Genomic DNA, 20,842 nt, shown 5'->3' with positions numbered 1-20,842 from the left:
GTACGCCCGACCCGGCTGCCTCGCAAGACCGGGTCGGGCGTTCTGCTTTTCTCACCCTCTCCGCACGCCAGAAGGCGCGAACCCACCGCCCCATGTCGCACAGTTGTCAGCAGCCATTTCTCGGCCGCGCTGGGCGGGGACCACGGCGTGACGTTCAGGAGGACCTACGAGAATGACTGTTGCCAGTAATCCGAACACGATCTCGAAGCTGGTGGATTCCTTCACCACCGCACCACGAGGCGAACTCGAGGCAAGCTACCGTCAACTGGTCCACGCCGTATGGCAAGGCGGCGATCTGACTGCACTGGCCGTGCCTGCGGTGAACGAACTCGTACCCCGGATGAAGCAGGTCGACGAGTTGAGGAAGGCTTACCTGGCGGAGCTGTTCGGGCTGCTCGTCCAGGCGGAGTATCCCGACGTCGACGGCGCGGTGACCGCGGTGGTCCGTACCGAGCTCGACCAGTACCTGGGTCTCTGGAGCAGTAGCACCAGGGAACAACCACTCCACTGGGCGCTGCTGTACCTGCTGTCGCATTTCCCCAAGGACAGATCCCGGATTCTCGAGGTCGCGGCCACAGTAGGTCTCGAAGAGGACGACATGTCCAGACTCGACCGTGCGCTCGACGAACTCGACCCGGACAACCCCGTGATCGGCCGAGTGTTTCCCTACCCCTCGGCGTACGACAACATGTTCGAGTCCGAGCGGGAGGTCGACCGGGCGTGGATCCGGACCCTCACGCCGGAGCAGGTCCGCGACCAGTGGTACAACGACATCACGGCCGTGCGTGCGCATGCCGGCGCGAAGTCGTTCTACGCCATTCGCCACGGCATGCCCGAGCCCGTGTTCCCCGACGACACCCCGATACGCGAGGCCCAGCCGACCGACGCCGACGACACCGCCATCTATGCCCCGCACCAGTACGCGCTGCGTTGCTCACGCTGCGAGGCGAAGCTGACGATCCGGCAGGGACTCGCCGAATGTGCCGGCTGCAACGCGGGATTCCCGATCGCCAAAGGCATGCTGAACGTGCTGACGAGCGTCTACGACGGCAAGGACCACGGAGACGACTTCCTCTTCCAGCTGTCGAACATCGGCACCATGGCCTACTTCATCGACGTCTACGCGCGGCCGGCGTTCAAGCGTCTGTGCGGAATGAACTGGAACAACGAGGTCAGCCCGCGATGGGAAGGCGACTACATCAGGGAGCATCTCCGGCCGGTGGACGGCACCGTACTCGATCTGGCGGCAGGCGGCGGGCTGTGGACCGACACGCTCGCCGACGCCGTGGGTGCTGAGCGGGTTCTGGCACTGGACATCCTGCCCGCCAGCCTCGCCACCTTGCGCGACCGCAGGCCGGATGTGCCTGCCGTCGTGGCGAACGCGCGTTTCCTACCGTTCGACGACTCCTCGCTCGGCGCAGTGACCTGCTGGGACGCGCTTCAGGCATTCCCGGACGAAGCGTCGTTCGCCATCGCAGAAGTCGGCCGTTGCCTGCGTCCCGGCGGCACTTTCACACTGTTCACCTTCGTCAACTCCGACGACGAGATCTATCATCACTTCGTCCGCTCACACCGATTCCCGAAGTCTCATCGGGACGGGCTCGCGCTGTTCGAGCGCGACGACCTGGAGCGGTGGCTCGCGGAAGCTGGACTGACGGTGATCGACCGGTCCGGCCCGCACCTGCACTACGTGATCACGGCGCAGAAGCAGGGCTGACCGCGCGGAAGCCGGCCGGCCGAGCCCGAATGGCCGTGTCCGGTTCTCCGTCCTACCGTTATGGACATGGGCGACGAGCACAAGATCGACGCGGGCCGGCCCCAGGGCCCGACTCACTGTGGCAACAGGGAAACAGGCTCGAGGCCACGGATGCCGATGACACCATCGCCATAGCCGTCTCGGCACGTTGTGTCGGAAGTATCGGCGTCCGCGAGCGGTCGCGGCGGGCCACGGTGGAAACCCGGCATCGGGGGGACGGCGGTCGGGTTCGTACCGCCGATCCTGCTCGCCGCGGCGGTTGCCGGTGCGACCGTCGTCCTCGGACGAATGGGGTTGTCGGGCGTCGACATCGAGGTTTACCGCGGCGGCGGCGAGACGGTACTACGTGGCGAGTCGCTGTACGACTTCACGAGCGCGCCGATCGGTCTGCCGTTCACCTATCCACCGATCAGCGCATTGCTGTTCACCCCGCTGGGGATGCTGCCACTCTACGTGGCCACCGGTGTGTGGACGTTCGTCTGCGTGCTGGCCCTCGAGGGCGTGATCTGGGTGCTGCTCGGCACCATGGAGGTGACATCCACCCGCCGGCGAGCGACGTTGACGGCCGCCGGTGCGCTCGCGGCGCTCGCCCTCGCCCCGGTGCTGGCGAACTTCTGGAACGGGCAGATCAACACGATCCTGATGTTGCTGATCGTCGTCGATCTGGCGCACGGTACCCATCGCTCCCGCGGCGTCGGTGTCGGGCTCGCCGCCGGCATCAAGCTGACGCCGTTGATCTTCGTCCCGTACTTGCTACTGAGCCGCCAGACCCGCACCGGGCTGGTGGCCGCGGTGACCTTCGCCGGTACCGTGCTCGTCGGATTTCTCCTGCTGCCGGGTGACTCCGTGCGGTACTGGTTCGACGTGCCGCTCGACATCAAGCGCATGGTGCCGGCGGAGAGCGCATGGGAGTTCAACCAGTCGGTACTCGGGACGCTACAGCGGTTGCCCGGCTCCGACGACCGACGACCGTGGCTGTTGCTCGCCGCCGCTGTCGGCTGCGCCGGCCTGGCCGTCGCGGTGCGGGCCGGCCGGCTCGGACATCAACTGACCGGGATGGTGGCGTGCGCGCTCACCGGGTTGCTTGTCTCACCGGTTTCCTGGCCGTTCCACTGGGTGTGGTGGGTTCCGTTGTTGGTGCTATGGGCGAGGCGTGCCTGGCGGGACGACCGTGCCGGCGAGAAGGCCGGCGTCTGCGTGCTGTACCTCCTCCTCGCCGCGTCGTCCTACTGGACGTTCACCATGATCTTCGCCGTGCCGGTGCCGCCCGTACTGCGGGTTGTGTTCGCCGAACTGTTCGTCGTCATCGGTACCGTTGCGCTGGCCGCGCTCGCGGTGTTCCCGCGTCACCGCGCCGGTCACCGGGTTCACGACGGTCGCAGCACCGACCGGACGAACTCCCGGATGTCGCCGACCAACGACTCGGGCTGCTCCAGCGGTGCGAAATGACCGCCCCGGTCGAACTCCGTCCAGCGCGTCATCGACGGCAGTGCCTTCTCGGCGAACCGCCGAATCGGTCGGGTGGCGTCGGCCGGGAATACCGCGACACCGACCGGAACGGAAATCGGCCACGGCCCGCCCCAAGTCCGGATATGGTCGGCCATGGTATGCATGGTTTCGAAGTACATGTGGGCGCTGGATCCCGCGGTTGCCGTGAACCAGTAGGTGGACACGATCGTCAGCAGCGTGTCGCGGTCGATCGCGTCCTCCGGCCGGTCTACCGTATCGGCCCATTCCTTGTACTTCTCGGTAATCCACGCAAGCTGGCCGATCGGCGAGTCGGTCAACGCGTAGGCGAGGGTCTGCGGCCTGGTTGCCTGCTGCCGGCTCCAGGCCGTGCACACGTCGGCGAACCAGCGCGTGTGCTCGACCTTCCTCATGTCTTCCTCGGACAGCCCCTCCAGTACCGCCGGGTCGTCCTCGAACATCGTGACCAGCATGTTGATGTGCACCGCATCGATGTGTTCCGCGTCGATACGGCCGAGCTCGAGCGAGACCACCTTGCCCCAGTCTCCGCCCTGCGTGACGTACCGGTCGTAGCCGAGTCGCCTCATCAGCTCGGCCCACGCCCGCGCCACCCTGCTCATGCTCCAGCCCTGCTGCCCGGTGGGACCGGAGAACCCGTAGCCCGGAATGGTGGGAACCACCACGTGGAAGGCGTCCTCCGGTTCTCCGCCGTGCGCCACCGGGTCGGTCAGCGGGCCGATCATGTCGATGTACTGCGCGGACGAACTGGGCCAGCCGTGGGTGAGAATCAGCGGCGTCGCGTCACGTTCCGCCGACCGGACGTGCAGAAAGTGCACGTTGGCGCCATCGATCTCGGTCGTGAACTGCGGGTACTGGTTGAGCCACCTTTCCGCTGCCCGCCAGTCGAACTTCGTCCGCCAGTATTCCGTCAGCTCCTTGAGATATCCCAGCGGGACACCTCGTTCCCAACCGGTTCCCGGAATCTCGTCCGGCCACCTGGCGGCGTCGATCCTCCGATGCAGTTCGTCGATGTCGGCCTGCGGAACTTCGACACGGAAAGGGAGGATATCGCTCATCGTTCAGCACCTATCAGTATGCGACAACTACATTCCATCATGGGCACGGCACCGAGGCACAGCTTCTCGCCGGATGCCGTAACGCGCACCGGAAACCGGCGCTCAGCGCAGCTCTTCGGTCACGTCAGCGGCCGGCGATGACTCCTCCTGCCCCGCCGGCTCCTCCTGGCCGAGCGGGCGGACGTGCCGCAACCGGCTGACGATCAGCGCTATCACCCCGGCCAAGACGACCGCCGTGAACCCGGTCACCACCTGCAACGAGCTGGTGAAAGCCTCTCGGGCCTGCGAGAACACCACCTGGGCCAGGTCCGGCGGCAGATCCGCGGACGCCTGCGCCGCGTTGGCGATGCTCTGGCTGGCGGTGGCAGCGGTCTCGGCAGGGACCTCCGGCGGCAGGCTGTCGGTCATCTGGGCGTGGTAAAGCGCAACCGCGACACTGCCCACCACCGCCACTCCGATGCCGTTTCCCAGCTCCGCGCTGACCTGGGGCATCGACGAAGCGGCACCTGCCCGCTCCGGTGGAGCCGACCCGACCATCAGCGTCATGCCGACGGCCAACAACGGCGATCCACCCGCCGACCACAGCGCGAAGCCGGCGATGAACAGCGCGGGTCCACTGGTGGTACCGGCCACGATCACCAGCACCAGTCCGGCGATCACCAATGCCTCACCGCAGGCGATCAGGTAGGCGGGCCGGAAACGCCGGGCGAGCACCCCGACCACCGGCGCGCACAGGGAGCTCAGCACCAGACCCGGCGCCAGGCTGAGCCCGGCCTGCAGTGGCGTGAGCCCCTGGACCAGCTGGAAGTCCAGCATGAGGAGCAACAGCACGGTCCCGGTCAGTACCGCCTGGATGAACATGGCCAGCAACGGTATGGAGAAGCTGCGGTTGCGGAACAGGCTCAGGTCCAGCAGGGGACGGCTGAGCGCGCGTTGCCTGCGGACGAAGGCCACGCCGAGCAACACGCCGACGACGATGGCGGCGATCGGCAACGGCTCCCAGCCGTCCCGCGAAGCCTCCTTCACACCCCACACCGCGGGCAGGATCGCCGCGAGCGACAGCAGCGAGCTGATCCAGTCCGGTCGCCCGGCGTCCACGTCCCGGTTCTTCGGCAACACCAGCGATCCCAGCGCCAGCACCACCACGACGGCAGGCACGTTGGCCAAGAACACCGAGCCCCACCAGAAGTTCGCGAGCAGAACGCCGCCGACCAGCAGGCCGAGTACCGCCCCGATGGTGTAGAACGACGCCCAGATCCCGAACGCCACGCCCATCTGCTTGGGGTCGCGGAACATGGTGCGAATCAGCCCGAGCGTCGACGGGATCACCGCGGCGCTGGCCATACCGAGCAGCGCCCGCGCCGCGATCAGCGTGCCAGGGTCCGTCGCGTAGGCGGCGATCAGTGACGCGGCGCCGAATCCGGCGGCTCCGACCAGGAACAACCGGCGCCGCCCGATGCGGTCGCCGAGCCCGCCCATGGTGATCAGCAGGCTGCCGAGCACGATGCCGTAGATATCCGCGATCCAGAGTTGTTCGATGCCATCGGCAGCGACACCGACGGCGACATGGGGCAGTGCCAGCATCAGCACGAACGCGTCCGCCGCGATGAACAGGGTGGCGAGACACATCACGCCGAGTCCGGTCCACTCCTGTACGCCGGCGACGGGTTGTGCGTATTTTGCCGTCATCGAGCTATCACCTCGATATACCGTGGGTCTGATTCAAAACGCGCGATCAACGAACGTGTCTACGGGCCATGAGCCGGGCAACGCTCGCCCGGCTTCCACTGGACGGCGCCCCCGCGGCCACGTTTGCGAGTCCTTCGGTCGGGGCGCATTTCTTACTCACCCACGTACGAACACGGCCTCTTACGTAACTCTCCGTAGGAAAGTCGGCGAGCCGCCGCTCGACGCAGGATCGGTCACTCGGAATCTACACGCCACGACCCGAATCCTCGATCGCGTCAACCTGATCGCGCATCATCGAAGAAGTAGTCCGGGCGTCCCGCTGCCATAGTTGGCTGGGTCGATCGCCACCGGAAAGGGAAGCGCGTATGGGGCGGCCAGTGTACGAATCGTGTTCCGGGCCGAAAAAATCACGGAGGACCTGCGATGACCATCGCGGATAATTCCCCGCTGATGGCGGCACCGGGAGAATCTGGGTTCGCCACAGCCACACACGTGTTCAATTCCGTCGCCGCGCCGGAGCCCACCGCCGCCACGACCGCGCGCACCGTCGAGCAGGTCCGTACCGCGATCCGCTACGCCCGGGATCGTGGGCTGGGGGTCCGGGTCCACTCCACCGGTCACGGTGCGGCCGCGGCCCGCCCGGTACGCGACGCGGTACTCATCCGGACCGCTATCGACGGTGGGGTCACTCTCGATCCCCGCGCCAGGATCGCCAGGGTCCCGGCGGGAACCCGATGGGAGGCCGTAGTCCGGGCCACCGAGCCGCACGGCCTGGCCGCGGCGCACGGTTCGTCGGGAACGGTCGGAGTCGTCGGTTACGCGTTGCAGGGTGGATTGAGCCCGTACGGCCGGCTGGTCGGTCTGGCGGCCAACAGTGTCCGCGCCGTGGAGCTGGTGACGGCGGACGGGCAGCACCGCAGAGTCGACGCTGGTTCCGATCCCGAGCTGTTCTGGGCATTGCGCGGGGGTGGCGGGGGTTTCGGAGTCGTGACCGCCATCGAACTCGACCTGTTCCCGGTCACCACCGTGATCACCGGGGCCGCGTACTGGCCGGGGTCGCTGGCCGACCGGCTACTGACCGCCTGGCTGGCCTGGGCCCAGGACGCACCGGACATCGCCACCACGTCGGTGCGGGTCATGAACTTCCCGGACGTCCCCGAGGTGCCGAGGGAACTCGCCGGGCGCACGACGTTCACCGTGGACGGCGTGGTGCACGCCGACGATCCGGAGTCCGCGCGGCGCTGTGCCGACGACTTGCTGGGTCCGCTTCGGGCGATCGGTCCGCCGCTGCTGGACACCTGGCAGAAGGACGTGCCGTCGGCGGTGCTCCGCGCGCACATGGACCCGGAAGGGCCGCTGCCCATCGTCGGCGACCACATGCTGCTCGACGAGTTCGACGCACACGCCGTGGCGCCGCTTCTCGACGTGATCGGGGAAGGGTCCGGTTCACCACTGGTAGGAGCTGGGTTACGGCAGTTGGGCGGCGCGTATGCGGCCCCGCGGGCGCCGGGCGGTGTACTCGACCGCCTTACCGCGAACTACTCCTACGCCGGGTCAGGCCTGGCGGCCGACCCGGATGCCGCCGCGGCACTCCGTGCCCACTGCGCGAAAGTCCGGAGCGCGCTCGCCCGATGGAACACCGGCCGCGTCGTCCCCAGCTTCGTGGAGGACTTCGCGCAAGATCACCGACATCTCGACGCTCGGCAGGCGGCCGCGGTCGACCGGGTGCGTGCCAGGATCGACCCGGGCCGGCTGTTCCGCGATGACGTGTCCCCCACCGACACCCGACAGGAATAGGTGCTATGGCAGCCGAAACCGCCGAAGGGATCCAGTGGCCGGCCGAGACCCGGTCGTTCTGCGCCGAGTTGCCGTTCACGCCAAGAACCACGATCTTCGAGTACGGCAAGGGAATCCAGCTGTTCGACATCCATGGCCGCAACTATCTCGACGCGCTGTCCGGCGTGTTCGTCACGTGTTTCGGGTACGACTGTGAGCCGATCACCACGGCGATGAACGAGCAGTTGCACCGCGGCCTCGCCTTCCAGCCACCGCTGCACGGTACGAACCGCAACGCCCTGCGCTTGGCCCACGCCCTGGCCGAGCTCGCGCCAGACGGGATCACGGCGGTGAAACTGCTCAGCGGTGGTTCGGAGGCGGTCGAGGCGGCCATCCGGCTGGCTCGGGTCTACCACACCGTCAGTGGCAACCCGGCCAAGCAAAAGATCCTCAGTCACTACGAGAGTTACCACGGCGCCACGTACGGCTCGCTCGGCCTCACCGGTCATCCCGGTGTCAAGGTGTTCGGCCAACCGATGCCCGACGTGGTACACACGTTACCTCCGGAAACCTTGGCCAAGCAGTGGAATCTCACCCCCGAGCAGGCCGGGGAGCAGGCCGCGGCCATGATCGAGCAGACGATCGAAGCCGAAGGCCCCGACAATGTCGCGGCGCTGGTCGTGGAGACGCTCAGCCAGCTGCGTGAGCTCGCCGCACCGGACCGCGGCTACTTCGCACGGGTGCGGGAGATCTGCGACCGGTACAATGTGCTGCTGGTCTTCGACGAGATCGTCACCGGGTTCGGACGCACGGGGCAGAACTTCGGGGCGCACACCGTGGGCGTGACCCCGGACCTGATCTGTGCGGGCAAGGGCATCTCCGGCGGCTACGCCCCGTTGTCCGCGTTGCTGATCCACGAGCGGGTCGCATCGCCGTTCCGTGACCAGGACGGTCACATGGCTTTCGGGACGACACACACCTTCTCGGGCAACCCGATCGCGGCCGCCGCGGGCCTGGCCGCGGTCACCCACTTCACCGAAGGCGACTTCCTGCCGAAGATCCAGCAGCTGTCGAACCACCTGCGAAAGGGCATGGACAGCTCGGTCGGGGAAAAGGCCACGGTCAACATCGCCGGATTGCTGTGCGGTGTCAGTGTTCCCGATCCGGAAGGGCGCGGCGTCGGCGACCTGATCGAGACGGCGTGCTGGGAGCGCGGCGTGATCGTTCGCGGCATGCCTTACGGCATCATGCTCGCCCCGCCGTTCATCACCACGCGGACGCAACTGGACGAGATGTGCGCCGTGGTCGGCTCCGCCATCGACGAGGTCATCGGCTGACCGTACATCCCGGCACAACAATCGGAGGAGAGCGATATGTCCCCTATGGATGCCTGGGACCTGCTGTTCGAACGGGACGACCTCACCAGGTACGAGGTTCGTCAGGCCACATCCGCGAGGTTGCGACCGGGCCAGGTCCGCCTCGCCGTCGAGCGTTTCGGCATCACCACGGTCACCGCGACCTACGCGCTGTTCGGCGACTCGCCCCTGCGGTTCTTCGACGTGTTCCCCGCTCCGGAAGGATTCGGCCGGGTACCGGTGTGGGGATTCGCTCGCGTCGTCGAGTCACGTGCCGCCGGCATCGTCGAGGGCAGCAGGTTCTTCGGGTACTTCCCGACGTCCACCCACCATATTGTCACCCCCGAGGCGATTTCCGGCGGGTTCATCGACACCGAGCAGAAGGCCGTCCCGCACGACTGGTACCGGACCTACGAGACAGCCACCCCGGAGGCTGACGAGCTGGACGACCGGCGGGCACTGTTGCACCCGCTGTTCCCGTGTTCCTTCACCCTGGCCGACGCCATCGGCAAACACGCGACCGAGGGCGTCAAGTCGGTGTTGATCAGCAGCGCGTCCTGCAAGACGGCCATCGGCCTGGCTGACCTGCTGGCGCGCCGGGACGGCATTTCAGTGACCGGCGTGACCTCGGGCGAGCACAAGGCGTTCGCCCGCGGCCTCGAGCTCTACGACTCGGTGGTGGCCTACGACGAACTCGGCGCCGACGCCGTGCCGAGCCCGGCCCTGTTCGTCGACTTCACCAACTCCGCCGAGCGGATACGCGCGGTCTACCGGCACGCGGGCGCCCAGTTGACCACCACCTTCCTCGCCGGATTCACCCACCCCAGCACGTCGTTCGCCCCGCCGGAGGTCGGTGATCCGCAGCCGCAACCGTACTTCACGCCCGCGGTGGAAGAGCAGACCATGGCCGAAGTCGGCGCCGACGCCTACAAGCGCCGTTACCGGGAGGCGGAGGAAGAGTTCCTCACCGGCACCAGGTCCTGGCTGGTGGTCCAGCGCGGGAACGGTCCGGACGCGATCGCCGACGCGTTCCGCACCGTGCTCGCCGGTGAACAGAAGCCGGCAGTGGGGGCGGTGCTGACACCATGACCCAGAACGTCGACGCCGTCGCGGCAACCGGCGGGCGGGCCACCGGACCGACGAACCGGCCGACCCGGCCGGTCTGGTGGCGCCGCCCCTGGATCATCCCGCTGGCCCTGGTCGTGCTCGCCTTCCTGGTTTACCAGCTCAGCCCGTTCCGGGAACTGAACGAGGAGACGGCACCGCTGCCGCCGCACGACGGTTTCCCCCTCTACTTCCCGCTCCTGCTCATACATATGTTCTTCGGCACCGTCGCGATGATCACCGTGGTGCTTCAACTGTGGCCGTGGCTGCGGGCCAACCACCCACGGGTGCACCGGATCAGTGGCCGGTTCTACGTGGTGTCGGCATTGATCGGCGGTTGCACCGGTCTCGTCATCGTCCCGTTCGCGCCGGTCGTCGGGCAGGTCGGTGTCTCCATGGCCACGATCACGTGGATGGCCGTGACCACCATGGCATTCATCCGGGCACGGCAGCGTCAGTTCGCCAAGCACCGCCGCCTGATGCTGTACAGCTTCGCGATCGTCATGAACAACGTGTGGGGCGTCATCCTGGGCCGGATAGGCCTATCCATGACCGACGTGATCGACATCAACTACGTGCAGGAAACCGTGCGATGGGTCGGCTGGGTGGGCAACCTGATGCTCGTCCAGTGGTGGATCTATCGCACCGAGGATCGCCGGAAGGCACTCCGGCGACGGAACTCGGAGGCCGTGTCGTGACGCAGCAGCCCACGAACATAGAGCGCCGGAACGCCGCCACGCTGCCGCAGCCTGCCGCCATCGCCGCGGATGATCCTCGCTACGAGACGGCTGTTCGCTGCGGGTTCAACCAACGTTTCGTGTCCGATGCGAACTATATCTGCTTTCCCACCAGCACCGCTGAGGTCCTCGCCGCGATCGACAAGGCGGTGGCTGCGGGAAAGCGAGTCACCGTCCGCAGCGGCGGTCACGGCTACGAGGGAACCGGCTCGGCCGAAGGAGGCATGCTGCTCGACCTTTCCATGATGACCGACGTAGACTTCGACCGCGCTCGACGTGCCTTCTCGATGCAGCCTGGCGCGAAGGTCGGCGATATCTACCGTGAGCTCTACAAACGTTGGGGTGTAACGGTTCCAGCCGGGGAAGGCACGGAAGTCTGCATCGGCGGGCACCTTGTCGGTGGTGGATTCGGACCGCTGTCCCGGCGCTACGGCGCCATAGTGGACTACCTCTGCGCGGTCGAGGTCGTCGTCGTCGACGCCTCGGGGCACGCCAGGGCGATCGTGGCCACCGACGAGCCCGACGATCCGCACCATGACCTGTGGTGGGCACACACCGGTGGTGGCGGCGGCAACTTCGGCGTGGTGACCAGGTACTGGCTACGGCAGCCGGGGGCGACCTCGAGCGACCCGCACGAACTCCTGCCCACGGCTCCCGTCCGGTGGCGCAACGGCCAGCTGGTGTGGTCCTGGGACACGATGACCGAACGCGACTTCGTCAAGATCGTGCGCAACTACGCAGCCTGGTTCGAGCGCAACAGCGCACCGGGGAGCCCGGAGGCGGATCTCACCGCCTTCTTCTGCGCGACCCATCGGTCCGGCGGGCTGATCGCGATCGGGTCGCTCATCGACGACGACATCCCCGGCGCGCGGCGGCTGACGAACGAGTTCTTCGATGCGGTAACCGAAGGTGTCGAGGTCGAGCCGTCGGCGCGGGCCGACAACGGGGTCGTATCGTGGCTGTACTTCTTCACTCATTCAAACCGCGGCGACCACAACGCGCTTGGCGGCTCCCGGTTCAAGCTCAAGTCCGCCTACCTGCGCAGGGGGTATACGGACGAGCAGACCGCCACGGCATACCGCCATCTGGACACCGAGAACCCGAAGTCGATCTACTTCATGTTCATCGGGTACGGCGGCCGGGTCAACGCCGTGGCGCCGGACGCCACCGCGGTCGCGCAGCGAAACTCGATACTCAAGGGCGCCTTCCTTTCGGCGTGGTGGGATCCGGACGAGGATGAATACCACATTGGGAACCTGCGTGCGCTCTACCGGGATATCTACGCCGAGACCGGAGGTGTACCGGTTCCCGACGAGAACAACGAGGGTGCCTACATCAACTACCCGGACCGGGACCTCGCCGATCCACAATGGAACACGTCAGGAGTGCCGTGGTCCACCCTGTACTATAAGGAGAACTACCCGCGGCTGCAACGGATCAAGAAGTTGTATGACCCGCGTAACGAGTTCCGCCACTGCCTTTCGATCGAACCACCCGATAATCAACCATGACTCGGGCGAAGGTCGGACTGGGCGAAGGCCTTCCGGCCCGCGATCACGTCACGCAATCCAGAAGTTGGCGTACCAGCCGGCGAATCCGAAAGATTGAGAAGACAGAACCGACCATCCTGGGGTACGGGGGCTAGCCGAATGGGATTTCCGTCCATACAAAGCCGGTTCGCCGCACAGGCCGCCCGGACACCGGACGCGACCGCGGTGGTCTGTGGCGACGTTCTGCTGTCTTACCGGGAGCTGAACGATCGGGCGAACCAGCTCGCCAACCGGTTGCGGTCGCTCGGTGTACGATCCGAAAACCCGGTCGCGGTCCTGATGGAACATTCGGCCGACCTGGTGGTGGCCCTGCTGGCCATCCTGAAGGCGGGGGCGTTCTACCTGCCGTTGCACAGCGCGTATCCCCGCGACCGGATGCAGCGGATCATGGATCACGCCGGTGGGCCGATCCTGCTGGTGGACAGCGCCATGCAGCGGGGTGAGACGCCGACCGCGCGCGTCACGATCGCAGTGGACGTCGATCAGGCAACGGCAGGGATGCCGCGGACGGACCCGGCGAGCCCGACGACGTCCGGTGACACCGCGTACGTCATGCACACCTCCGGGTCAACCGGTGAACCTCTTGGTGTCGCGGTGCCGCACCGGGCTGTTCTGGAGCTCGTCGCCGACCCGTGCTGGGACAGCGGCCGGCACCTGCGTGTGCTTGCCGTCGCGCCATACGCGTACAGCGTGTCCACCTACGAGTTGTGGGTGCCGTTGCTCCGCGGCGGTCAGGTGGTGATCGCGCCGTCTCGCGAGGTCGACGCGCGGTCCCTGCGGCATCGGATCAGCGAGCACGGAATCACCGGGCTGCACCTGACCGCCGGCCTCTTCCGGGTGCTGGCCGAGGAGTCCCCGGAATGCCTCACGGGAGTACAGGAGGTGCTCACCGGCGGTGACGTGATCAGTGCCGCCGCCGTGCGGCGGGTTCTGGACGCCTGCCCTGGCATCGTGGTCAGGTCGATGTACGGGGCGACGGAACTGTCCCTGTTCGCGACGTCGGTGCCGATCCCGAGGCCGGAACCGGGCTCCGGTGTCCCTCTCGGCCGGGCCATGGCCGGTGTCCGGCTGTATGTCCTCGACGGGAACCACCAGCCGGTCCCGGACGGCGCTGTCGGCGAACTGTACGTCGGCGGCTCGCGACTCGCCATCGGATACTACGGCCGCCCGGATCTCACCGCCGAACGGTTCGTCGACGACCCGTTCGCGGGCGTAGGCAACCGGATGTACCGCACCGGTGACCTGGTTCGCATGACCGGTGACGGCTTGGTCGAGTTCGTGTCCCGGGTAACCGACCAGGTCAAGATCCGGGGCTTCCGGGTGGAGCCGGTCGAGGTCGAGAACGTCCTCGCGGGACAACCCGGCGTCGCACATACCGCCGTGGTGGCGCGAGTCGCCCCGTCTGGCGAGAAACGACTGGTCGCCTACGTCGTGACCGACGGCGCGCCGCTCGACCTCGCGGCACTGCGCGCTCACACGCGGGCCGAGCTGCCGGACTACATGGTGCCGGCGGCGTTCGTCGAGGTGGACGCATTGCCGTTGACCGCCAACGGGAAGGTCGACCGCAGGGCGCTGCCCGAACCGGACTTCGACGAGATCGCGGGTTACCAGCCGCCGGCGACCGAACGCCAGGAGCTGCTCTGCGCGCTGTTCGCCGAGGTGCTGGCGACCGACCAGGTCGGCATCGACGACAGCTTCCTGGACCTCGGTGGGCAGTCGATGCTGGCGGTGCGCCTTGCCACCCGGATCGGGAAGGCACTCGGCGTCGAGGTGGGCGTGAGCGACGTGTTCAACGCGCCGACCGTCCGGGAGCTGGACATCTGGCTGAACAGCCGCGTCCCGGCGGCAACCACGTGAGGAGATACGACCGGATGACTGGCGCCCCGCTCTCCTTCAACCAGGAGTTCCTACTCGCGTTCGACAAGGGCGACGCCGACGGCGCGTTCGGCGAACGGCACATCCTCGTCGACGCCTGGCGGCTCACCGGCCCGGTGGAAGCGACCGTGCTCCAGCAGGCGCTGAACGACGTCGTGGCCCGGCATGACGTGCTGCGTACCGATGTCGTGGCCGGCGAGGGCGGCGGCCACCAGGTCGTCCACCCCCCGAACCAGGCCGACCTTTCGGTGCGAATGCTGGATTCCGGCGACCGTGACCGCGACGCGGAGGCCCTGCTCAACGACGTCGACGAGCAGCCGATCAACGTCGCGGAGATTCCGCACCTGCGGGCGGTGCTCGGGCAGTTCGACGAGAAGGACTCGGTGCTGGTACTCGCGACACATCACGTCGCCAGCGACGACTGGTCGATGGGGCTGCTGGTACGCGACCTCGCCGCCTGCTACACCGCGCGGCTGGCCGGAAAGCAGGCCGATCTCCCGGAAGCACCGCAGTACGCGGAGTTCGCCGTGTGGCAGCGACACGGCGGTATCGCCACCGGGCAGGCACGAGACTACTGGCGGCACAAACTTCACGGAAACGGCATGACCGCCGTCCCCACCGACCGGCCCTTGCCCGACGACCGGCACGATGTCTACGCCGCACACCGATTCGTCCTCGACGATGACCTTTCGGCCAAGGTCGGGGCATTCGCCCGGTCGGTACGCAGCACGCCATTCATGGTCTTGCTTGCCGCACATCAGCTGCAGTTGCGGGACATGACCGGCGTGTCCCGGATCATGACACCGACCTTCACCGCGGGCCGGTACCAGGAGCGCTTCAACAACACGGTCGGTCCGTTCTTCAACCTGTTGCCCTTGCTGACCGACCTTGGCGACGCCCGGCACCTGCGCGATGCCGTCACCCGGGTGCGGACGACGTGCTTCGAAGCATACGCGCACGACATCCCGTTCGGTGACATCGTCGACGAGGTGCCACAGATCACCGAGGCGTTCGGCGATCCGGGCGGCGCCGTGGTCGCGTTTCAGGTGTTGCAACCGCCTGCCTTCTCCGACGACCTCGTTCTCGGCGAGGCCACCGGTACCGCGATTCGCGACCGGCGGCTGTCGCAGCGGCGAAGTTCGAGCATTCCCAACGGGGGCTCGTGGGCACTGGAGATCCTGCGCTCGGGCCGGATCGTGAGCAGCTTGAAGTACAACGCCAACACGTTCGACGGCAGCACGATCACCGGAATCGCCGACGACTTCCGGCGCCGGCTCGAGGCCGCGCTGACGTGATCGTGTATCCCCGCCACGCACGCGACAAGGAGCCAGTGCCCATGACGAGCACCAGAACCGAGCCGGGACACGTGCGGGCTCCCGAAACCGGACTCGCCGCGGAGGAGGCGGTGGCACGGGCCAGGGCCATCGCGAGCGGCCTCGTCGAACGGCAGGCCGAGACCGAGCAACGAACCTACTACGCACCGGACGTCCACGACCAGCTCGTGAACGCCGGTCTCTACCGGCTGCTGGTCCCGCGCCGCTACGGTGGCTACGAGCTCGGCGCCGACACCTTCGCCAGGGTCTGCACGGCGCTCGCCCGCGGGTGCCCCTCGACCGGCTGGATGTACCTGTTCGGCGCGGCGCACGCGCTGGTCGTCGGCACGCTGTTCGAGGAACGGGCGCAGCGGGAACTGTTCGCCACCGGCGACTTCATCTGTCCCGCCACGGTCGCGCCCGCGGGCTCGGCGACGCGTGTCGACGGCGGCTGGGTGGTGAACGGAACCTGGCGCTACTGCTCCGGTTCGCCGTACGCGACACATTTCCTCGGTCACACCATGGTGCACCGGGACGGCGATCCGGAGCCGACGCCCCTGATGTTCGTCCTGCCGCGCGAGTCGTGGCGGTTGGAGGACGACTGGGGCGGCCAACTTGGCTTACGCGGCAGCGGGTCGCACGGCATCACGGCGGTCGAAGCCCACGTCCCCGACCACCTGACCCGCACGGGCCTGCTCCCCCAGACCGACCCCACCAAGGGAACACCGGGACGAGCGCTGCACACCAACCCCGAGTACGGCGGCGGCCCGCTCAGCTTCATGCTTCTCGAACTCGGCATCCTCGCGGTGGGTATGGCGCAGGGTGCCCTGGACGCCTACGACGAGCTGATGCGGGCCAGGACCACCAGTTTCTGGCCGATCGTGCCGCGGACCGAGGACCCCGACTACCAGTTCCGGTACGGCGAGGCGGCGGGCATGATCGCGGCGGCCGAGGCGGCGGTACTGGACGCGGTCCGGCAGTGGCGGGACCTGAGTGCGCGGGGACCGGCCGCGATCACCCGCGAGCGGGAACTGCGGCTGGCCCTGATCGGCAGGGAAACCGTTCGGCTGTGCTGGCGCGCGGTCGAAAGCCAGTTGTTCCCCACTGCCGGGTCCAGCTCGGTGCGCGCCGGGGAGCGGGTCGAGCGGGTCTGGCGCGACATGTCGATGCTGCACAGCCATGCCGGGCTCGGCACCTTCCTGTCCAGCATGGCCAATCGCGAGCTGGCCCAAGCCCATTTCTTCGCAGACCAGGCCTGATATGAAGGAGGACAGCCATGTCGACGAGCCGATGCCCGGTGCTCGACAGCAGCGGCAGTGGAATCCACGAACTCGCGACCAAGCTGCGTGACCAGGGACCCGCGGTCCGGGTGGAGCTTCCCGGCGGCGTGCACGCGTGGTGGGTCACCCGCTACGAGGTCGCCAAGCAGTTGCTCGGCGATCGCAACGTCACCAAGAGCGCGCACGCACACTGGCCCGCGTTCCGCGAGGGCGAGATCCCACCCGGCTGGCAACTGATCAGCTGGGTGGCGATGGACAACGTGTCCACCGCGTACGGCGCCGACCACCTCCGGCTGCGCAGGCTGATCGGGAAGGCGTTCACCGCTCGGCGAGTCGAGCAACTGCGACCGCGGGTAGCCGAGCTGGTCACCAGCCTGCTCGACGATATCGCCGCGGAGCAGGGAGACACGGTCGACCTGCGAGCGATGTTCTGCTACCCCCTTCCCGCGCGGCTGATGGCCGGCGTGATCGGCATGACCGAGGAGCAGCGCAGGCAGACCGCGATCGCGATGAACCGGATGGCGGACATCGACGTCACTCCCGAACAGGCGGCGGGCATCCTCGCCGGTTGGCGTGCCGCGATCGAAGAGCTGATCGCCGACAAGCGGGCGAACCCCGGCGAGGACATCGCCAGCGACTTGATCGCCGCGCGTGACGACGAGGACGGCGCGAAGCTGTCCGACCAGGAGCTGACCGACACCATCTTCGCGATCCTCGGCGCCGGCTCGGACACCACGATCAACTTTCTGGACAACGCGATCACCGCCCTGCTCACCCGTCCCGATCAGCTCGACCTGGTCAGGTCGGGCAAGGCCGGCTGGTCCGACGTGATCGAGGAAACCCTGCGCGTCGAGTGCCCGCTGGCCAGCCTGCCGTTGCGGTTCGCGGTGGAGGATGTCGAACTGGATGGCCTGACCATCAAGCGGGGTGAGCCGATCCTGATCAACTACGCCGCGCTGGGGCGCGACCCGGAACTGCACGGCGCGACCGCGGCCGACTTCGATGTCACCCGGCCGAACAAGGATCACGTCTCGTTCGGGCACGGCCCGCACTACTGCCTCGGCTCCGGAATCGCCCGGCTGGTGGCGTCGACCGGCTTGCCCGCCCTGTTCGAGCGGTTCCCGGACATGAGCCTCGCGGTCGAACCGGGCCAGTTGGAGCCGCTGCCGACGTTCATCATGAACGCCCACACCACCCTGCCGGTCCGGCTGACCGCGGCGCTGCCCGCGAATGCCTGAAACCGATCACACGATGTGCACATCAGCACAATCTCGACACAGTGAGGAGTCTTAGCGTGCGGGTAGGTCTGGAATTGGGAGCGTTCGACTGGCCCGGTGGGCCGCGCGCGATAGGGGACACGGTCACACGATTCGCCCAGCTCGCCGACGAGGCCGGGTTCACGTCGCTGAGCACGGGTGACCATCTGTGGCAGGGCTTCAACGCGGGCGGCGAGGAAGCACCCTATCTGGAGTGCTTCACCACGCTCGCCGTGATGGCGGCCAACAGCAGGCACTGCCGGATCTCGCCGGTGGTCGCCGGTGTGCACTTCCGGCACCCGGCCCTACTGGCCAAGACGGTCACCACGCTGGACATCCTTTCCGGTGGCCGGGCCTCGGTGGGCATCGGGGTGGGCTGGAACGCGGACGAGACGGCCGGTTCCGGCATCCCGTTTCCCCCCGTGGCCGAGCGGTTCGAGATGCTCGAGGAGACGTTGCGGATCCTGCTCGGCTACTGGGACGGCGAGCGGGGTAACGGCCTGGCACACCACGGCAAGCACTACCACCTCGACCGGATCCTGGGTGTTCCGCAGAGCCTGACCAGACCACATCCGCCGATCATGGTCGGCGGGGCCGGGGACAAGACCTTGCGGCTGGTGGCCCGGTACGCCGACGCGTGCAACCTCTACCCGACCCCGGACATGCCCGATCGGCTGGAGCGGTTGCGGGAGATCTGCACAGAGGTCGGCAGGGATTACGACGACATCGAGAAGACCTGCTGCCTGCCCTTCGACGTCGGCAACGGTGAAGGGACCGGCGAGTTGCTCGAGACTCTGCAACAGCTGGCCGGTCAAGGCATCCAGACCGTGATCGGCATCGTTGCCTCGCCCGATCCGCTCCGCCAGGTCGAGCTCATCGGTGCGAAGGTGCTGCCCGAACTCGGCAGGGAGTAAAGCTCACCCATCGATTCTGGACCCGGAGGACATCGTGACGAAGATCGGTTTCCCTTCACGGCAGCAAATGACAAGCAAAGCATCCGAGATCGTGCCGCTCCTGCAGAAACACGCGCCGTGGGCCGAGGAGAACCGGCGGTTGCATGACGAAGTGATCGAGGCGATGGCCGATGCGGGCGTGTTCCGGATACGCAAGCCGAAACGCTACAACGGGTACGAAGCAGACACCAGCACGCTGGTGGACGTGCTGTCCGAACTCGGCCGTGGCGACGGGTCGGCCGCGTGGGTCGCGACGGTCTACACGATCCCCGGCTGGATGGCGTGCATGTTCCCCGACGAGGTGCAGGACGAGGTGTTCGCCGACCCGGACACCCGCATCTGCGGCACGCTGAGCCCGAGCGCGACGGCCACCCCGACGAACGGCGGGGTCGTGGTCAACGGTAGGTGGCAGTTCATCAGCGGTGCGCACCACAGTCATTGGCAGCAGATCATCGCGATTCTCGTACCGCCAGACGGCGAGCCGCAGCCGGTGATGGCCCTCGTACCGATGTCCGACCTGGGCATCGTCGATGACTGGCACACGTCGGGGTTGCGGGGCACGGGAAGTGTCAGCACCGTCGCCAACGAGGTGTTCGTCCCGCAGGAACGTGTGCTGTCGTTGATGGCCGCGGTCGACGGCAAACCGGTGTCCCAACGAACCGCGGAGTCCAGGGCCTACCGCATCCCGTTGCTTCCGGTGGCCGCAGCCTCGTCGAGCGGTTGCATCGTGGGCCTCGGTAAGGCGGCGAAGCAGGCGTTCGCCGAGCGGCTGCCCGGCCGCAAGATCACCTATACCGACTATGACAGCCAACGGGACGCTCCCCTGACCCACCTGCAGGTCGCCGAGGCCTCGATGAAGCTGGACGAGGCCGAGTTCCACGTGCAGCGCCTGGCCACCGTCGTGGACACGAAGGGCAACGAGGGTACGCAGTGGGAGATGGAGGAACGTGTGCTGGCACGCGCCGACCTGGGCCAGGCCGTGCGTCTCGTACGGGAGTCGGTCGACATCCTCGCTACGGCCAGCGGCGGCACGTCGATCTACAGCGATGTGCCGATCCAGCGAATCGCCCGGGACATCCAAGCCGTCCATCAGCACGCCCTGATGCACCCGAACACCAACGCCGAACTGTACGGCCGCGTGCTGTGCGGCCTCCCGCCGAACTCCCAGTACGTCTGACGATCCGGAAAGGACAGAACGATGAGCACGAGTACCGAGCTCGTCACCGAGCCTGCCGACGCCGACAAGGCTGCCATCGCGGCACTGACCCAGCGAGTGGCCGCCGCGTGGGCGAGCCACGACGCCGACGCGTTCGCCGACCAGTTTGTCGACAACGCGACCATGATCCTCACCGGGGTCTTCTGCAGCGGCCGCGACGAGGCCCGCGAGTTCCTGACCCAGGCGTTCCAAGGGCCGTTCAAGGGCACGCGGGTGACGGGCACGCCGATCAGCATGCGCATGCTCGGCGACAACGCCGCGATCCTGCTTTCCCGCGGCGGTGTGCTGGCCTCCGGCGAGACCGAGCCCAGCCACCAGCGAGCCATTCACGCCTCCTGGGTGGTCGTGCGGCACGGGGCGGAATGGCGTCTCGCCGCGTACCAGAACACGCCCGTGAACAACCCGTGGTGAACACCGACATCTTCCAGCTGAGGAGGCA

16 protein-coding genes are annotated in these 20,842 nt (G+C 67.3%); 14 read left to right on the top strand and 2 right to left on the bottom strand.

The window, feature by feature from the left end:
* Positions 1–172 precede the first annotated feature (172 nt).
* On the top strand, positions 173–1,717 hold the full coding sequence (locus tag FB471_RS25145) for a class I SAM-dependent methyltransferase (RefSeq protein WP_142000811.1): 1,545 nt from the start codon (positions 173–175) through the stop codon (positions 1,715–1,717).
* A gap of 327 nt (positions 1,718–2,044) precedes the next feature.
* A complete protein-coding gene (locus FB471_RS25140; protein ID WP_142000810.1) occupies positions 2,045–3,205 on the top strand; it encodes a glycosyltransferase 87 family protein in 1,161 nt (386 codons plus the stop codon).
* On the opposite strand, the gene FB471_RS25135 is transcribed toward FB471_RS25140, so the two are convergent.
* Positions 3,124–4,299 carry an epoxide hydrolase family protein gene (locus FB471_RS25135; RefSeq protein ID WP_211358135.1) on the bottom strand — a complete coding sequence of 392 codons (1,176 nt, stop codon included), beginning with the start codon at positions 4,297–4,299 and terminating at the stop codon, positions 3,124–3,126. The two genes, FB471_RS25140 and FB471_RS25135, sit on opposite strands and share 82 nt — an antisense overlap.
* Positions 4,300–4,401: 102 nt before the next feature.
* A complete protein-coding gene (locus FB471_RS25130) occupies positions 4,402–5,988 on the bottom strand; it encodes an MFS transporter (protein ID WP_142000809.1) in 1,587 nt (528 codons plus the stop codon).
* Between the two features lie 492 nt (positions 5,989–6,480).
* Between FB471_RS25130 and FB471_RS25125 the strand changes: the two genes are divergently transcribed.
* The 12 genes from FB471_RS25125 (at position 6,481) to FB471_RS25070 (ending at position 20,814) form a co-directional block, all read left to right on the top strand.
* Positions 6,481–7,785: an FAD-binding oxidoreductase gene (locus tag FB471_RS25125; protein WP_246076574.1), complete on the top strand. Its 1,305-nt coding sequence runs from the start codon at positions 6,481–6,483 to the stop codon at positions 7,783–7,785.
* 5 nt (positions 7,786–7,790) lie between these two features.
* Positions 7,791–9,101, top strand: a complete 1,311-nt coding sequence (locus FB471_RS25120; protein ID WP_142000807.1) for an aminotransferase family protein — start codon at positions 7,791–7,793, stop codon at positions 9,099–9,101.
* A 36-nt stretch (positions 9,102–9,137) separates the two neighbouring features.
* Positions 9,138–10,208, top strand: a complete 1,071-nt coding sequence (locus FB471_RS25115) for a DUF2855 family protein (RefSeq protein WP_142000806.1) — start codon at positions 9,138–9,140, stop codon at positions 10,206–10,208.
* Positions 10,205–10,921, top strand: coding sequence for a DUF2306 domain-containing protein (locus FB471_RS25110; protein ID WP_142000805.1), 717 nt, complete (start codon positions 10,205–10,207; stop codon positions 10,919–10,921). Before FB471_RS25115 ends, FB471_RS25110 begins: the two co-directional genes overlap by 4 nt.
* Complete coding sequence (locus FB471_RS25105) at positions 10,918–12,471, top strand: FAD-binding oxidoreductase (RefSeq protein WP_246076573.1); 1,554 nt, start codon at positions 10,918–10,920, stop codon at positions 12,469–12,471. Before FB471_RS25110 ends, FB471_RS25105 begins: the two co-directional genes overlap by 4 nt.
* Positions 12,472–12,609: 138 nt before the next feature.
* Positions 12,610–14,367, top strand: a complete 1,758-nt coding sequence (locus FB471_RS25100) for a non-ribosomal peptide synthetase (RefSeq protein ID WP_142000803.1) — start codon at positions 12,610–12,612, stop codon at positions 14,365–14,367.
* 14 nt (positions 14,368–14,381) lie between these two features.
* Positions 14,382–15,680, top strand: coding sequence for a condensation domain-containing protein (locus tag FB471_RS25095; RefSeq protein WP_142000802.1), 1,299 nt, complete (start codon positions 14,382–14,384; stop codon positions 15,678–15,680).
* A 41-nt stretch (positions 15,681–15,721) separates the two neighbouring features.
* The gene (locus FB471_RS25090; protein WP_142000801.1) at positions 15,722–16,957 is read left to right on the top strand and encodes an acyl-CoA dehydrogenase family protein; all 1,236 of its coding nucleotides are present in this window, start codon (positions 15,722–15,724) and stop codon (positions 16,955–16,957) included.
* Between the two features lie 17 nt (positions 16,958–16,974).
* Entirely contained in the window at positions 16,975–18,216 is a 1,242-nt protein-coding gene (locus FB471_RS25085) for a cytochrome P450 family protein (RefSeq protein ID WP_142000800.1), read from the top strand.
* Positions 18,217–18,272: 56 nt separating this feature from the next.
* Positions 18,273–19,148, top strand: a complete 876-nt coding sequence (locus FB471_RS25080) for an LLM class flavin-dependent oxidoreductase (protein WP_142000799.1) — start codon at positions 18,273–18,275, stop codon at positions 19,146–19,148.
* A 67-nt stretch (positions 19,149–19,215) separates the two neighbouring features.
* Positions 19,216–20,364, top strand: a complete 1,149-nt coding sequence (locus FB471_RS25075; RefSeq protein ID WP_142000798.1) for an acyl-CoA dehydrogenase family protein — start codon at positions 19,216–19,218, stop codon at positions 20,362–20,364.
* Positions 20,365–20,385: 21 nt separating this feature from the next.
* Positions 20,386–20,814 carry an SgcJ/EcaC family oxidoreductase gene (locus FB471_RS25070; protein ID WP_142000797.1) on the top strand — a complete coding sequence of 143 codons (429 nt, stop codon included), beginning with the start codon at positions 20,386–20,388 and terminating at the stop codon, positions 20,812–20,814.
* The last annotated feature ends 28 nt before the right edge of the window (positions 20,815–20,842 follow it).

The organism is Amycolatopsis cihanbeyliensis (assembly GCF_006715045.1).
Classification (GTDB): Bacteria; Actinomycetota; Actinomycetes; order Mycobacteriales; family Pseudonocardiaceae; genus Amycolatopsis; species Amycolatopsis cihanbeyliensis.
This window is presented reverse-complemented; position numbering and strand designations above follow the sequence as displayed.

Coding starts and splice junctions, on each gene's coding strand:
- FB471_RS25145 (WP_142000811.1), top strand. CDS start 173: ATGACTGTTGCCAGTAATCCGAACACGATCTCGAAGCTGGTGGATTCC.
- FB471_RS25140 (WP_142000810.1), top strand. CDS start 2,045: ATGGGGTTGTCGGGCGTCGACATCGAGGTTTACCGCGGCGGCGGCGAG.
- FB471_RS25135 (WP_211358135.1), bottom strand. CDS start 4,299: ATGAGCGATATCCTCCCTTTCCGTGTCGAAGTTCCGCAGGCCGACATC.
- FB471_RS25130 (WP_142000809.1), bottom strand. CDS start 5,988: ATGACGGCAAAATACGCACAACCCGTCGCCGGCGTACAGGAGTGGACC.
- FB471_RS25120 (WP_142000807.1), top strand. CDS start 7,791: ATGGCAGCCGAAACCGCCGAAGGGATCCAGTGGCCGGCCGAGACCCGG.
- FB471_RS25115 (WP_142000806.1), top strand. CDS start 9,138: ATGTCCCCTATGGATGCCTGGGACCTGCTGTTCGAACGGGACGACCTC.
- FB471_RS25110 (WP_142000805.1), top strand. CDS start 10,205: ATGACCCAGAACGTCGACGCCGTCGCGGCAACCGGCGGGCGGGCCACC.
- FB471_RS25100 (WP_142000803.1), top strand. CDS start 12,610: ATGGGATTTCCGTCCATACAAAGCCGGTTCGCCGCACAGGCCGCCCGG.
- FB471_RS25095 (WP_142000802.1), top strand. CDS start 14,382: ATGACTGGCGCCCCGCTCTCCTTCAACCAGGAGTTCCTACTCGCGTTC.
- FB471_RS25090 (WP_142000801.1), top strand. CDS start 15,722: ATGACGAGCACCAGAACCGAGCCGGGACACGTGCGGGCTCCCGAAACC.
- FB471_RS25085 (WP_142000800.1), top strand. CDS start 16,975: ATGTCGACGAGCCGATGCCCGGTGCTCGACAGCAGCGGCAGTGGAATC.
- FB471_RS25075 (WP_142000798.1), top strand. CDS start 19,216: ATGACAAGCAAAGCATCCGAGATCGTGCCGCTCCTGCAGAAACACGCG.
- FB471_RS25070 (WP_142000797.1), top strand. CDS start 20,386: ATGAGCACGAGTACCGAGCTCGTCACCGAGCCTGCCGACGCCGACAAG.